Below are 14753 nucleotides of genomic sequence, written 5' to 3' on the forward strand. Positions count from 1 at the left end.
AAATTAAATCAATAACCTAAAATCATGCTTGCAACTTATTATCGGTTATTGGTTTATTTAATTGTTCAGCTAACACAGCCAGTGTTTGCATTTGCGCAGATATTTGAACCATTTTCCCATCACGTGTCGTACGCATATCTCTAACAATACTCTCTAAACTTTGTTGACTTTCTGATTTTAATAATTCCATGGTGGCAAGTAGTTGACCGGTACGCCCAACGCCAGCTCGACAATGCATTACTGGTAATAATTTATTTTCATCATTTATCGCGCTGCTTCCCTTTTCCTTATAAAAATTAATTTTTTTATCGACAACTACATTAACATGCTCTGCTAATTCTTTTAATCCTTCATTACCTGAAGCCGTTAGATCCGGCCAATTAGAAACATGAATAACAGGGATAGTGACTTTAATATTTTGACTTTGATCGGTGACATGCAATAAATAGTCATGATAATCCAATTCGTCAGCCAGTTTACCCTCACCTTTATCAATTACCGTCACGGAAACATCACCATATTGGTTGTCTTGTCTAAAATATTCGGGTAATCCCACGCCTTTTTCTGGATTAATATCTTTGTCTGATGCCAATACAACTAATGCAGGTGTCCGATTAGCCACCAACATCTTAAAATAATCCTGCAGTGATGCAGGTTTTGGATATTGGCAAGTAATAGCAACATTTTGACCCGCTATTTGTACCCGATTAGCGGCTAGCAGCTGACCATTTGGGGCGGTCACCGCCGTTTCTTGTGCGGTCCAGATATTGCCAAATCGTTGATTCTCAATCTTCTGAATATATTGTGATTTGTCTATATTGGCATCACTAAATTCGTCCTTTAAGCGTTGAAATAAATCTTTAGCTAATATAGCGGCTTGTTGTTGCTCCTCTACCGACAATGTACGTAGCGGTAATGCCACGGCAGGTACCTCTGGGTCACTTAACATACGTTTTAATTTTGCCGGTAGCGTATCTGTATCAATCGTATTTTCTGATTTAACGGTATCTTCATCCATCCTAGCCGAGGATCTTTTCTCTCTAGTGTAATTGCCCGCTACTTTTTCAAATTGCTTGAGTAACTGTAGCTGTGTTTCTTGATTTAATATTTTTGCGCTAGTGGAATTTTTTATTTCACTGACAATTTCTTCTACACTCAATTTATTATTAGGTTTAGCTACTTCAGTTGCAGCAACCAAAAAAGCGGAGCGCTCATATCCTTTATTACCGTGTATTACAGGTAATACTTTATTGGGATCATATATTGCTTGACTATTTTTTTGGTAAAGCTCGGTCGAATGTTCTTGACTGGCTAGATTAATACAATCAGCGATAGTTTTTAAACCTTCATTATCGATACTATTTTTTCCTAGCCAATTATTAATATGCATAACAGGCAGTTCATATGCATGGTTACCTTGGGTAATTTTTATTTGATACATATCACAGCAAAATTTACTTACAGATTGATCTTTCTTATTCTGTTCCACCTGAACTGATACACTGCCATACTGGCCATTTTGCTTAAAATATTCAGGTAAACCTTCCGCCGCAATGCCCTTATTTGATGCCAATACAACCAGTATTGGCGTTTGATTATCAGCTAGCATTTTAAAATAACTTTCTAAATATTCTGCTTTAGGATATTCACTAATCATTGCCACATTTTTGTTGCCAATTTGCACACGATTAGCGGGTATTATCTTACCATCCGGCGCTTCAACTCGAGTTGCTTTAGCCAACAAAGGTTTATCATTTTTTTTGCTAGCGAGATTGCCAGTATCATTGTTAATTGTGCTTACCGACGTCGATGACATTAATGTATTAACTTCACCAGGTCGCAATTTATTTTGTGCTGGTATATCCAGAGTGTCTTTTGTGCCTAACGTTGGTTGACGAGAAAGCTGCGGAGGCTCGATTAACTTATTTTTCACCACAGTAGGTTTTGGTGCAAGTTCAGGTGGTGTTTCATCAATCTGAAAATTAAGACCACCATGACGTCGAGTTTTATTACTGTCTGGATCCGTTTCAGTATTAAGATGAGGCTTGTTCCGTAATAAAACAGACGTCGATTCGCTGTCTTTTACAATATTACGTCCTTGATAATTAGTTTTTTGTGTCCCAGCTTGGCCGCTCGATGCCTCATCTGAGGCATAATTGATATTTGGTGTTATATTACTATAAATCGGTGAAATATTAGGCATGATAAAACCCCTTACTTTAAGTTAAACTATTATTTTTTCAGCTACACATTGTTCTGATTTTTCAAGTAATAATTCAAAAATATCAACAAGTTCATACTCGTTGATCTCATATAAAGGCAGTCTTACCCATAATATAAGATGTTGTTCTTGATTAAGTACGGCAACGGGTTGCCAACGTAGCTGGGTCAAATTATTAAAATGCAATAAAGATAACAGGGTAATATTTTTTTGCGTTAATTCATTTATATGACCTAAATCAGTAAAAATATACCAATCAAACTGGTTGATTAACCCTAGATAAAAACGAAAATTATTATCAATAGTTAAACTAAACGCTTCCTGTTTGGATGTTTTTTCTATTGGCTCAAGGCCAATATGATTAAAAAGTGATGATACTTTTTGGTGGAAAATAGCAAGTTGATGCACTAAACAATACCTCTTATCGATAAATAACTTCTTTACTCACCGCTTTTATTTAGCGTTATTCTCATTATTTATTAAATAAAATAAAAAAGTGCTAATTAATTCCGCTCAATCTAAATTAATAAAGCAGAATAAATAGTCCATTTATACATTAAAAAATTAATTATTATTAATCATCCCCTTTTACAGAAAATAATTATTAGTTACAAATAAAAAACGATACAACTCGCCTGTTTTATAGCTAATAGAAAGTGATCAAATTAACAATTATGCAAAATAATTGTTACATCAAGCAAAATAGATTATAAAAATGGCGATCACCGCTTTTTTACTAATAACACCATTAGATGGAGCTAATATGAATAACGTTATTAAACCGCTGAGCTTGATTATTTTTGCTCTGCTGGGTGCCTTTTCATTGGGTTATATTGCCCTTAATCGAGGTGAGCAAATTAATGCCTTATGGATTGTTGTTGCCGCAGTTTGTATCTACATAATTGCCTATCGTTACTATGGGCGCTATATCGCCAATCACGTTCTTCGCATCGATCCAACGCGTATGACACCCGCTCTGCGTTATAATGATGGCTTAGATTATGTGCCTACAGATAAAAAAATCTTATTTGGTCATCATTTCGCCGCCATTGCCGGAGCTGGCCCGTTAGTTGGACCCGTACTTGCTGCACAAATGGGCTACTTGCCTGGTATGCTATGGATATTGGCTGGCGTTGTCTTTGCTGGTGCCGTACAGGATTTCATGGTGCTGTTTGTTTCTGCTCGCCGTGATGGGCGTTCACTTGGCGAACTGGTAAAAACAGAAATGGGCAATATCGCAGGGATAACAGTTCTTATTGCCTGCTTCATGATTATGGTGATTATTCTTGCTGTTCTAGCGATGATTGTCGTAAAAGCCTTAACCCATAGCCCATGGGGAACTTACACTGTGGCCTTTACCATCCCACTAGCCATTTTTATGGGGGTATACAACCGTTATATTCGTCCTAGGCATATTGGTGAAATTTCAATTATTGGTTTTACTTTCTTAATCTTTGCTATTCTTTCAGGTGAATGGCTGACTAAAAGTGAAAATTGGGCCTATTATTTCGATTTCGATGGTATTCAGCTAACCTGGTTATTGATCATTTACGGCTTTATCGCGTCAGTATTACCAATCTGGTTACTATTGGCGCCGCGAGATTATTTATCAACTTTCTTAAAAATTGGTACCATTATTGGGCTGGCTATCAGTATTATCATTACTGGCCCTACGTTACAAATGCCCGCATTAACCCAGTTTATTGATGGCAATGGGCCAGTATGGTCTGGTGAACTATTTCCTTTCCTCTTTATTACCATTGCCTGTGGCGCCGTTTCAGGCTTTCATGCTTTGATTGCATCAGGTACCACACCAAAAATGTTAGCCAATGAAAATCAGGCTTGTTTAATTGGATATGGGGGTATGCTAATGGAGTCGTTTGTAGCTATCATGGCATTAATCGCGGCTTGTATCATCGATCCAGCTGTCTATTTTGCGATGAATAGCCCAATGTTAATGTTAGCGCCTGTTGGTACCACGGACGTAGTGGCTTCCGCAGCGCAAATCATCAGTAGCTGGGGATTTCATATTACACCAGAAACCTTAACCAACATTGCCAATGAAGTTGGAGAACAATCGATTATTTCACGGGCAGGCGGTGCTCCAACCCTGGCTGTCGGAATGGCTTATATACTACATAGTGCATTTAGCGGTTTACTTAATGTCTCCTTCTGGTACCATTTCGCGATTCTATTCGAAGCGTTATTCATTTTAACCGCTGTCGATGCAGGAACAAGAGCGGCGCGCTTTATGCTGCAAGATTTATTAGGTGTTATATCACCAGCACTGAAAAGAACAGATTCATTACCTGCCAATATTATTGCCACCCTACTTTGTGTATTGGCGTGGGGGTATTTCCTTTACCAAGGCATAGTCGATCCATTAGGCGGTATTAATACATTATGGCCACTGTTCGGTATTGCCAATCAAATATTAGCAAGTATGGCGTTAATGCTCTGCACCGTCGTTTTATTTAAAATGAAACGACACATCTATGCTTGGGTAACTCTATTACCTACATGTTGGCTGATCATTTGTACCATGACAGCTGGTTGGGAAAAAATATTTAGTAAAAACAGTAAGATCGGTTTTTTGGCTATTGCCAACAAATTTCAGTCGCTAATCAATAGCGGCAATATTCCGCCCCACTACAGCCAATCCCAGTTAGTGCAATTGGTTTTTAATAATCGCGTGGATGCAGGATTGACTATTTTCTTTATGATCACGGTGGTGATATTAGCATTGTTTTCAATCAGAACGATTTTAACCGCACTAAAATCAGCTACCCCAACCAGCTGTGAAACGCCCTACCTAGCATTAACAATAAATAATGAGAATGTAGTCGTTAATTCACAGCGAATTATTAATATCTAAACTCATGCTTATTAATGGCTAATAGCAAATAGACAAACCAATAATTAAGATAATAGAAAATAACGCTAAAACAATAATAGCCTGAAAATTTCAGGCTATTATTAGCAATAAAAAATAACGGTTCTATCACTCTATTGGTTGTTAACAAACACCCTACAACTAAAAGTGGGAGATGAGCTAAATATTATTTCACACGGGAAACATATTCACCGGAGCGGGTATCAACTTTAATTACCTCACCAATTTGCACAAATAGCGGAACTTTTACCACTGCGCCTGTACTTAATGTTGCCGGTTTTCCGCCCGTACCTGCTGTATCCCCCTTTAAACCTGGATCGGTATCAACCACTGCCAGTTCAACAAAATTCGGTGGCGTGATAGTAATAGGCTGTCCATTCCATAATGTAACAACGCAATCGGCTTGATCAATTAACCATTTTGCATTGTCACCGACCGCTTTTTCATCAGCAGCTAGTTGCTCAAATGTCTCATTATTCATAAAATGCCAAAACTCGCCATCATTGTATAGATAGGTCAAGTTCAGATCCATAACATCAGCACTTTCGACAGAATCAGTTGACTTAAATGTTTTTTCTAATAACTTATTAGAAATTAATTTACGGATCCGTACGCGAGCAAACGCTTGCCCTTTGCCTGGTTTGACAAATTCGCTTTCAACAATTGCACAAGGCTCGCCATCTAACATGATTTTAAGACCTGAGCGAAATTCATTGGTACTATAGGTAGCCATGGAAATCCTCTAAATTTTTTTAAGTAAAAATGGCATAGCCAAAAAATGTTTAATATTGTAACTCAAAAAAGCCCCGCCAGAGAAGTCTGGCTACAACAACTTGCAGAAGCTGTCACTGATCCTGACGAATTGCTACGATTACTGTCACTACAAAATAACCCGGAATTGCGTGCCGGCAGTGCCGCTCGTGCTTTATTTCCACTACGTGTGCCCCACCCTTTCATCGCAAAAATGCGGATCGGTGATGCTAATGATCCTCTTTTACGGCAAGTTATTACTTTAAAATCTGAATTTAATCTTACACCAACATTTTCAGCTGACCCATTAAATGAACACCATAGTCCAATTCCTGGACTATTGCACAAATATCAGGATCGCGTCCTACTATTAGTGAAAGGAGGCTGTGCCGTTAATTGCCGTTACTGCTTCCGACGTCACTTTCCGTATGAAGAAAATAAAGGCAACAAACAAAACTGGCAGACGGCATTAAATTACATTCAACGGCATACTGAGCTTAATGAAGTTATCTTTTCAGGTGGCGACCCTTTGATGGCAAAAGATCATGAGTTAGATTGGTTGATGTCACGGTTAGAAACTATCCCCCATATCAAACGGCTTAGGATCCATAGCCGATTACCGGTGGTTATTCCTGCACGTATTACCACAACACTTTGCCAGCGTTTCAATATTTCTCGACTACAGGTTATTATGGTTACTCATATCAATCACGCCAACGAAATTGACAACGAGTTTAGCCATGCAATGGAACAGTTAAAACAGGTAAATGTCACCTTATTAAACCAAAGTGTACTTTTACGCGGCATTAATGATAATGCTGACAGTCTAGCTAAATTAAGCAATAAACTGTTTGAAAATGGAATACTACCTTATTATTTACATTTATTAGATAAAGTCCAAGGCGCTGCCCATTTTATGGTAACGGATGAAGAGGCTCGCATCATAATGAAAGAATTGCTTACTCGTATTTCAGGTTATCTGGTACCGAGATTAACCAGAGAAATAGGTGGAAAACTGAGTAAAACACCGATTGATTTACAATTACAATAACGATTTAGCTAAATGCTTAAACGCATGACCCTATATTATTCAGGATCATGCTTAGCATACGTTATGGACACTTATAAACTTGTCCAATCATTTTACTATCAGTAGGAATAAAACTTGAGAGTAACGTTTCCGTTGGGCTGTTAGCGCCATAAATAACATTTCCTCCCATCTCAGCCGCTTTATTACGTAAATCATTTGCTGCACCACGCAGTGAACTGGACTCATTATTTACGCCACTAAGCCAATTACTTTGTGTGCCTGTAACCAATCCTAAATGCTGGCATTCACTGCCAGGCTGGGCATTAACAAAACGAACTTTTTCACCCGCAGTGGTAATTTTATTGGTTGTTGAACAGCCAGCCAAGACTAATACTGCGACACCGAGCAATACTTTAATTCGCATGTTGTTCCTCATTTACTTTTAGCCATATATTAATATCAACGCTTACATTACCGAATTTTTCTGCCAAATTAAGTTTATTATCAATAACAACCCAATATTCAGCCAAATAGTTTGACCATCAATCTTCTCTACCACCGTGTTAACAACATTTTACCCTATTCTAGTAAATATATTCGGTTAAATCATATTATCGCAAAATTAAATCAACTTATGTGAAAAATAGACTTAAAGCAAGTAATCAACCGATAGCAAACCCTTAAGGAATTAAATAGCAAACCGATAAAAATTTGATAATAAAAAACCCTGAGTCAAAAGTTAAACTCAGGGTTTTTTTCGTGATAAGGATGACGATGTTAGGCTCTTAACACCTTACATCATACCGCCCATACCACCCATACCACCCATACCTGCAGCAGCACCTAGATCAGCTTTATCTTCTTTTGGTAAATCAGTCACCATAGCTTCAGTTGTGATCATAAGGCCGGCAATCGACGCAGCAAATTGTAAAGCCGAACGAGTAACCTTAGTTGGATCGAGGATACCCATGTCTAGCATATCGCCATACTCTTCCGTTGAAGCATTATAACCGTAGTTATCTTTACCTTGTTTAACATTATTAACAACTACAGCTGGCTCTTCACCCGCATTCTCAACAATTTGGCGCATTGGTGCTTCCATCGCGCGTAGTGCGATATCAATACCAACTTTTTGATCTTCGTTGTCACCTTTTAACTTATCTAATGCAGCGGCAACACGAACTAGAGCAACACCGCCACCAGCAACAACACCTTCCTCTACTGCGGCACGAGTTGCATGCAACGCATCATCAACGCGAGCACGCTTCTCTTTCATTGCAACTTCAGTTGCGGCACCCACTTTAATCACGGCAACACCGCCTGACAGCTTGGCAATACGCTCTTGCAATTTTTCCCGATCGTAATCAGAAGTTGCTTCATCACGTTGTTGTGCTATTTGTTTAGCACGAGCATCAATCTCGCTTTTTTCACCAACACCATCAATGATAGTGGTGGTATCTTTGTTAATGACGATGCGTTTCGCTTGACCTAAATTTTCTAGCGTCGCTTTCTCCAGCTCCATACCGATCTCTTCAGAGATAACCGTCGCCTTGGTTAGAATAGCAATATCCTGCAACATGGCTTTACGGCGATCACCAAAACCGGGGGCTTTTACCGCAGCAACTTTTACAATACCACGTAGATTGTTTACTACCAATGTTGCCAGGGCTTCACCTTCAACATCTTCAGCAATAATCAACAGCGGTTTACCAGCTTTAGCAACAGCTTCCAATACAGGTAATAATTCACGAATATTAGAAACTTTCTTATCTACTAATAGGATATAGGGATTTTCTAATTCGGCAGAACCCATATCTGGCTTATTAATAAAATAAGGAGACAGATAACCGCGATCAAATTGCATACCTTCAACAGTAGCCAGTTCGTCTTCTAAACCGGAACCTTCTTCAACGGTAATAACCCCTTCTTTGCCAACTGCTTTCATTGCTTTAGCAATTAATTCACCGACGGTTTTATCAGAGTTAGCGGAAATCGTACCAACTTGTTCAATCTCTTTATTATCTGCACAAGGTTTAGATAATTTTTTCAATTCTTCAACTGCCGCAGAAACCGCTTTATCAATACCGCGTTTTAAATCCATTGGGTTCATACCCGCAGCAACCGCTTTTAAACCTTCGCTAACAATAGATTGAGCTAGTACTGTTGCAGTTGTTGTGCCATCACCGGCCGCATCATTCGCCTTAGAAGCAACTTCTTTTACCATCTGGGCGCCCATATTTTCGAATTTATCTTCTAATTCGATTTCACGCGCAACAGATACACCATCTTTAGTAATCGCTGGGGCGCCGAAAGATTTATCCAGAACAACATTCCGGCCTTTCGGGCCTAAAGTAACTTTAACTGCATCAGCAAGAATGTTCACTCCACGAAGCATTTTTGTGCGTGCGTCAATACCAAATTTTACGTCTTTAGCTGCCATTGTTTCTTTCCTTTAAATTCATTCATTCTAAAGATCTAAGCGAGAAATTATTTTTCAACAATTGCCAGAATATCGCTTTCTGACATAATCAATACTTCGTCGTTATCAATCTTTTCTGTCTTCACGCCATAGCCGTCGTTAAAAATAACAATATCGCCAACTTTCACATCTAATGGTTTATTTTCACCGTTTTCTAAGATGCGACCGTTACCAACAGCCAGCACTTTGCCTCGAGTTGATTTACCAGCAGCAGAGCCAGTCAGCACAATGCCACCTGCAGATTTAGCTTCAACTTCTTCGCGTTTGATGATAACCCGATCATGCAATGGACGTATCTTCATTAAATAGATCTCCTATAAATAAAATCCATATAAGGTAAATAAGGATGATACTAGTATGTCTTATTAAACCAGTACCCTGTTTGACGAAATGGGGTCAATTAAAATCAGTTCAAGGGGGTATACAAAAAATTTTTCATTTTTTCTTTCTAGCTAAAAAAACAAAGTCGTAAGTATCATTTATCATCATGATCTTCTTTTTTAGAAAATTTGTCTTCATGTTTAATGCTGTTTGGTGGAGAATCAGATTTTCTATCAAACTCGCCTTCATAAGTCCGCCCTTTTGCAGAACGATTAAAATTATCATTCGCGGCCCCGGTAGAATAAAAATGAATATGCGGCATAAGCTTCATGACTATCAGTTTTTGAATTGGAGAAAATAGTAATAATAAACCTAAAAAATCAGTAAAAAAACCGGGTAAAATTAACAGAATACCAGCAATCACTAAGGCCACATTCTTAATCATTTCCTCGGCCGGATTTTCACCATCAGCTAGTTTTTGACGTATTAACAATAAGTTCTTAATCCCCTGGCTTTTTACTAAAGAAATTCCAATGCATGAAGTTAAAACGACTAATATTAAGGTGGTTAATACACCGATGCTCTCAGCAACCCTAACAAAAATAACTGCTTCTATATAAATTAACAGGCATAAAAGTATGAATGGAAACCAACGCATACAATTCTCCTAATATTTGCTAAAAAACGCTAGCCTCTTGACTTAGCAAGATAAATTGTCTTCAAAAAAGCAATATTACAATATTTGCTTTTTAAACCGATAATACTTATATGATGCAGATCTATCATATGTTTTTCAATGATAAAAAATTTTAATGTTTTTAATAGGTTATGTAAATATGATCACACATATCATATTTAATTCACTAAGATGCATATATAGTATTCCATATTTTGACTGTAACACTATTTCGGAATATATATCACGGTTATAATTAAAATCTTAGTTATTAATTTCAAATCTGACGTTAATATAACTCATTTTTACTATTACATTACCTATTCAGTTAGTAAATCGCTATTTAATTTTTAAGAAGGTTTGTATGTCTAAAAGTATCCGTTCTGAAGAAGACCTATTAGGTAAACGAGATGTGCCTGCTGAAGCCTATTATGGTATTCATACATTGCGTGCGATCGAGAATTTCTATATTAGCGACCAAACTATTAATCATGTACCCGAGTTTATTCGTGGAATGGTAATGGTAAAAAAAGCAGCGGCAATGGCAAATAAAGAATTAAAGACCATTCCACAAAAACAAGCAGATGCGATTATTAATGCCTGTGACGAAATTTTAAATAAAGGCAGATGCATGGATCAGTTTCCAGTAGATGTCTTTCAAGGGGGAGCCGGTACCTCTTTAAATATGAATACTAACGAAGCTCTGGCTAATATTGGTCTTGAATTAATGGGGCATAAAAAAGGTGACTACCAATATCTAGATCCCAATGATCACTTAAATAAAAGTCAATCAACCAATGATGCCTATCCAACCGCTTTTCGCATTGCCGTTTACAATTCTATTACTAATTTAATTAAATCAATTACCCTACTTCAAGAGGGTTTTGAACAAAAAGCCAACCAATTTAAAGATATTCTTAAAATGGGTCGCTCCCAATTACAAGATGCAGTTCCAATGACTGTAGGACAAGAATTTCATGCATTTGCCACATTATTAAAAGAAGAAATAAAAAATTTACATCGCGCTAGTGAATTATTACTTGAAGTTAATCTTGGTGCCACCGCAATCGGAACCAGAGTCAATACCGCTGCTGGTTATCAAGAATTGGTGGTAAAAAAATTAGCTGAAGTAACCGAATTGCCCTGCATTCCGGCAGAAGATTTAATTGAAGCAACTTCCGACTGTGGTGCTTATATTACAGTACATGCTGGACTAAAACGCTTAGCCGTGAAGCTATCAAAAATTTGTAATGATCTTCGTCTGCTCTCTTCCGGCCCGCGTGCTGGTCTAAAAGAAATAAATCTACCTGAGCTGCAAGCGGGTTCATCTATTATGCCCGCTAAGGTCAATCCGGTTATCCCCGAAGTTGTGAATCAAGCCTGTTTCAAAGTTATCGGCAACGATACGTGTGTTACTATCGCGGCAGAAGCAGGACAATTGCAATTGAATGTGATGGAGCCGGCAATCGGCCAAGCAATTTTTGAATCTATATCATTAATGAATAATTCTTGCCGTAATTTACTGGAAAAATGTATTACCGGTATTACCGTCAATAAAGAAATTTGCGAAAAATATGTTTTTAATTCTATTGGCATTGTTACTTATCTTAATCCATTTATCGGTCATCATAATGGTGATATCGTCGGAAAAATATGCGCTGAAACAGGTAAAAATGTTAAAGAAGTGGTATTAGAGCGAGGTTTACTAACAGAAGAACAATTAGACGATATTTTCTCTGTTGAAAATCTAAAAAATCCTCAATATAAAGCGAAACGCTATGATGATTAAATTAGCATGTTAATTATAAAAATTAATTCGTCTTAATTTTTAAGGCACGCTCTCTCTAAAGAAGCGTGCCTTTTACTTTAGGTTTATACAAAAAATAAACAAAATATTATCAATTATATTAAGGAGTAAACATTATGTTAGCCGTAGAATTTATTATTGTTCTGCTGGCCATCTTTCTGGGAGCACGACTAGGAAGTATCGGTATAGGCTTTGCTGGCGGTCTTGGTGTTTTGATGCTGGCAATGTTAGGCGTAAAACCAGGAACAATACCCTATGATGTTATTTCAATTATTATGGCAGTTATCGCGGCTATCTCTGCCATGCAAATTGCGGGTGGACTAGATTATTTAGTTGATCAGACAGAAAAACTACTGCGTAAAAATCCCAAATACATTACCATCTTAGCGCCAATCGTTACCTATTTTCTGACATTATTTGCCGGTACCGGTAATATTTCATTAGCAACATTACCGGTTATTGCTGAAGTTGCTAAAGAAAATGGGATTAAACCATGTCGGCCCTTATCAACAGCGGTTGTCGCGGCGCAAATTGGGATCACCGCATCACCTATTTCTGCTGCGGTGGTCTATATCGCTTCAATTATGGAAAATCCAGCTATGGTTAGTCATACTACTAGCTATATTAGCTTACTAGCCATTCTATTACCGGCAACTTTTTTAGCTATTGTAATGATATCATTCATTATTTCTTGGTGCTTTGATTCTAAACTTGCTGATGATCAAACTTATCAACAACGTTTAGCCGCCGGATTAATAGAATTAAGAGGCTGTCAGGCTAAAAAAATTAAAGCTGGCGCGAAGAAGTCGGTATTATTTTTTCTGCTAGGTGTGATATGTGTAGTTATTTTTGCCATGATTAACAGCCCCAGCCTTGGTCTAATTGAAACACCACTAATGAATACGACCAATGCAATTCTGATTATTATGTTAAGTGTAGCGACCCTAATTACCCTAAGTTGCCAAGTTAAAACAGATGCGATTTTAAATTCAAGTATAGCTATGACCACTAAAAAATAGACGTTTCTTTAAGAGTCTGCTCCATAGCATTTTCTAATAATAATTTAGAATTACGCATTAATTTTCTAATTGAATTTTTAATTTTATGCCAATAATGTTCTATAGGATTTAAATCGGGAGAATAGGGAGGCAAGTAAATAAGCTTTATTCCAGCTGCTTGCATTAAGTTTTTAATTTTTTCTGATTTATGGAAAGAGGCATTATCAATGATAACCGTTTTTCCTTTCGTTAATTTAGGGATCAAAATATTTTCAATATATAGTTCAAATACCTGTGTATTACAGTGACCTTGAAACATGAAGGGCGCCATAAAATCTTGATTGCATAACGCGCCTATCATGCTAATTCTTTTTTTATAATGGCCTGGCTGTGCTTCATAATATCTTTTACCAATAGCGCTGTAACCATAGGGATAAAAATCATTATCATTCATCCCTGATTCATCGACAAAGACCCTTTGCTCAAGGCAAACAGCTTTTATTTCAGCTAAATAGGCCGCGCGTTTTTCTTCGCTTCTTTCGGCATAAGTTTGGCTCTTTTTTTTCTAGAATAACCTATTTTTTTCATCGCTCTTCCTATCGTTGATGAGCCTACACGATAAATTTCGGCCATTTCTACTTGCGTATAATCTCCATGGTGGGCAACAAATTCACGAAATTCATTTAAATCTTTTATTCCATGGCTATGTCCTTTTTGAAAACCTGTTTGTGGGTTTAAATGACCTTGAATTTTTTCTAAATAAAGCCAGTTATACAGCGTTTGTCTTGCTATATTAAAAATTTTGCATACTTTTATTTTGTTCATTCCTTCATGAACCGCTTTCACTGCACGTTCTCTTAGATCTACGCTATATGACATTGTTTTATACTTATTAAAGTATTTTATTTTAACAATAATTTTGACCATTTGTTAATGGGTAGCGCTATACCTTTAAAGCCGGTATGAGTGCCTGTATCTGTATTTTAGGCGTAGCATGGTTAGGCGACACGTTTGTCCAAGCAAATATTGATTGGATCAAAGCCACTGCCGGCCAGCTTATTCATAATCATTCATGGATGTTAGCGGTGATATTTTTTATCTGTTCTGCGTTACTCTATTCTCAAGCTGCAACGGCCAAGGCGTTAATGCCAATGGCATTAGCGTTAAACGTCAGCCCATTAACCGCCATTGCCTCTTTTTCTGCGGTTTCTGGTCTCTTCGTTTTACCAACCTATCCAACCTTAGTGGCTGCCGTTCAAATGGATGATACCCATACGACGCGCATTGGTCGTTTTGTGTTTAATCATCCATTTTTTATTCCTGGCACAATAGGTGTTTCCTTATCGGTCCTTTTCGGCTTTTTGTTTGGTAGCATCATCCTTTAACTTAACTAAAATATGATTCAAGGGCCTAAAGTCCTTGAATTTTTATCGTATTAATCAATATTCTTTAAGCAAAATTAGACACTAAAACTTTTCCAATCCATAAACAGTAGGTTATAGTTCAATAATTATCTTATTTTAAACTTAACACCTATTTTAAAATCTATTATGCAGAGACGTCTTTATGTTTTAGGCT

Annotated in this window: 12 protein-coding genes and 2 pseudogenes; 5 read left to right on the forward strand and 9 right to left on the reverse strand. The window is 37.4% G+C overall.

Annotation, left to right across the window (positions count from 1 at the left end; all coding sequences use genetic code 11):
- Positions 1-22: 22 nt before the first annotated feature.
- Together ArsFIN_RS17835 and ArsFIN_RS17840 are read right to left on the reverse strand one after the other, a co-directional pair.
- Entirely contained in the window at positions 23-2203 is a 2181-nt protein-coding gene (locus tag ArsFIN_RS17835) for a protein-tyrosine phosphatase family protein (RefSeq protein WP_051297038.1), read from the reverse strand.
- A 21-nt stretch (positions 2204-2224) separates the two neighbouring features.
- Positions 2225-2629 carry a CesT family type III secretion system chaperone gene (locus ArsFIN_RS17840; protein WP_026823008.1) on the reverse strand — a complete coding sequence of 135 codons (405 nt, stop codon included), beginning with the start codon at positions 2627-2629 and terminating at the stop codon, positions 2225-2227.
- A 355-nt stretch (positions 2630-2984) separates the two neighbouring features.
- Here ArsFIN_RS17840 and cstA point away from each other — a divergent pair, with 355 nt between their 5' ends.
- Positions 2985-5096, forward strand: a complete 2112-nt coding sequence (gene cstA / locus ArsFIN_RS17845) for a pyruvate/proton symporter CstA (RefSeq protein ID WP_026823009.1) — start codon at positions 2985-2987, stop codon at positions 5094-5096.
- Positions 5097-5280: 184 nt separating this feature from the next.
- Here cstA and efp read toward each other — a convergent pair whose 3' ends face one another.
- Entirely contained in the window at positions 5281-5847 is a 567-nt protein-coding gene (gene efp / locus ArsFIN_RS17850; RefSeq protein WP_026823010.1) for an elongation factor P, read from the reverse strand.
- Between the two features lie 45 nt (positions 5848-5892).
- Here efp and epmB point away from each other — a divergent pair, with 45 nt between their 5' ends.
- Positions 5893-6915 carry an EF-P beta-lysylation protein EpmB gene (gene epmB, locus ArsFIN_RS17855; RefSeq protein ID WP_026823011.1) on the forward strand — a complete coding sequence of 341 codons (1023 nt, stop codon included), beginning with the start codon at positions 5893-5895 and terminating at the stop codon, positions 6913-6915.
- A gap of 61 nt (positions 6916-6976) precedes the next feature.
- On the opposite strand, the gene ArsFIN_RS17860 is transcribed toward epmB, so the two are convergent.
- The 4 genes from ArsFIN_RS17860 to ArsFIN_RS17875 all read right to left on the reverse strand — a co-directional run bounded on the left by ArsFIN_RS17860 (position 6977) and on the right by ArsFIN_RS17875 (position 10352).
- Positions 6977-7318, reverse strand: a complete 342-nt coding sequence (locus ArsFIN_RS17860; protein WP_034249724.1) for a DUF4156 domain-containing protein — start codon at positions 7316-7318, stop codon at positions 6977-6979.
- Positions 7319-7687: 369 nt separating this feature from the next.
- Positions 7688-9334, reverse strand: coding sequence for a chaperonin GroEL (gene groL, locus ArsFIN_RS17865; RefSeq protein WP_026823013.1), 1647 nt, complete (start codon positions 9332-9334; stop codon positions 7688-7690).
- A gap of 47 nt (positions 9335-9381) precedes the next feature.
- Entirely contained in the window at positions 9382-9675 is a 294-nt protein-coding gene (locus ArsFIN_RS17870) for a co-chaperone GroES (protein WP_026823014.1), read from the reverse strand.
- A 173-nt stretch (positions 9676-9848) separates the two neighbouring features.
- Entirely contained in the window at positions 9849-10352 is a 504-nt protein-coding gene (locus ArsFIN_RS17875) for an FxsA family protein (protein WP_026823015.1), read from the reverse strand.
- A 382-nt stretch (positions 10353-10734) separates the two neighbouring features.
- Between ArsFIN_RS17875 and aspA the strand changes: the two genes are divergently transcribed.
- Both aspA and ArsFIN_RS17885 read left to right on the forward strand, forming a co-directional pair.
- Positions 10735-12159 carry an aspartate ammonia-lyase gene (aspA, locus tag ArsFIN_RS17880; protein WP_026823016.1) on the forward strand — a complete coding sequence of 475 codons (1425 nt, stop codon included), beginning with the start codon at positions 10735-10737 and terminating at the stop codon, positions 12157-12159.
- A gap of 134 nt (positions 12160-12293) precedes the next feature.
- A pseudogene (locus tag ArsFIN_RS17885) lies at positions 12294-13172 on the forward strand (anaerobic C4-dicarboxylate transporter family protein); the annotation flags it as partial.
- A gap of 13 nt (positions 13173-13185) precedes the next feature.
- On the opposite strand, the gene ArsFIN_RS17890 reads toward ArsFIN_RS17885, so the two are convergent.
- Together ArsFIN_RS17890 and ArsFIN_RS17895 are read right to left on the reverse strand one after the other, a co-directional pair.
- Positions 13186-13677 carry an IS630 family transposase gene (locus ArsFIN_RS17890; RefSeq protein ID WP_026821750.1) on the reverse strand — a complete coding sequence of 164 codons (492 nt, stop codon included), beginning with the start codon at positions 13675-13677 and terminating at the stop codon, positions 13186-13188.
- 5 nt (positions 13678-13682) lie between these two features.
- Complete coding sequence (locus ArsFIN_RS17895) at positions 13683-14102, reverse strand: helix-turn-helix domain-containing protein (RefSeq protein WP_051296922.1); 420 nt, start codon at positions 14100-14102, stop codon at positions 13683-13685.
- 20 nt (positions 14103-14122) lie between these two features.
- Here ArsFIN_RS17895 and ArsFIN_RS17900 point away from each other — a divergent pair.
- Positions 14123-14560: pseudogene (locus ArsFIN_RS17900) on the forward strand (anaerobic C4-dicarboxylate transporter family protein); the annotation flags it as partial.
- Between the last annotated feature and the right edge of the window lie 193 nt (positions 14561-14753).

The organism is Arsenophonus nasoniae (assembly GCF_004768525.1).
Lineage (GTDB): Bacteria > Pseudomonadota > Gammaproteobacteria > Enterobacterales > Enterobacteriaceae > Arsenophonus > Arsenophonus nasoniae.

What these genes read in the sequence shown, in the direction of transcription:
- ArsFIN_RS17835 (WP_051297038.1), bottom strand. Translation starts at nt 2,203, where the DNA reads ATGCCTAATATTTCACCGATTTATAGTAATATAACACCAAATATCAAT.
- cstA (WP_026823009.1), top strand. Translation starts at nt 2,985, where the DNA reads ATGAATAACGTTATTAAACCGCTGAGCTTGATTATTTTTGCTCTGCTG.
- efp (WP_026823010.1), bottom strand. Translation starts at nt 5,847, where the DNA reads ATGGCTACCTATAGTACCAATGAATTTCGCTCAGGTCTTAAAATCATG.
- epmB (WP_026823011.1), top strand. Translation starts at nt 5,893, where the DNA reads ATGTTTAATATTGTAACTCAAAAAAGCCCCGCCAGAGAAGTCTGGCTA.
- ArsFIN_RS17860 (WP_034249724.1), bottom strand. Translation starts at nt 7,318, where the DNA reads ATGCGAATTAAAGTATTGCTCGGTGTCGCAGTATTAGTCTTGGCTGGC.
- groL (WP_026823013.1), bottom strand. Translation starts at nt 9,334, where the DNA reads ATGGCAGCTAAAGACGTAAAATTTGGTATTGACGCACGCACAAAAATG.
- ArsFIN_RS17870 (WP_026823014.1), bottom strand. Translation starts at nt 9,675, where the DNA reads ATGAAGATACGTCCATTGCATGATCGGGTTATCATCAAACGCGAAGAA.
- ArsFIN_RS17875 (WP_026823015.1), bottom strand. Translation starts at nt 10,352, where the DNA reads ATGCGTTGGTTTCCATTCATACTTTTATGCCTGTTAATTTATATAGAA.
- aspA (WP_026823016.1), top strand. Translation starts at nt 10,735, where the DNA reads ATGTCTAAAAGTATCCGTTCTGAAGAAGACCTATTAGGTAAACGAGAT.
- ArsFIN_RS17895 (WP_051296922.1), bottom strand. Translation starts at nt 14,102, where the DNA reads ATGGTCAAAATTATTGTTAAAATAAAATACTTTAATAAGTATAAAACA.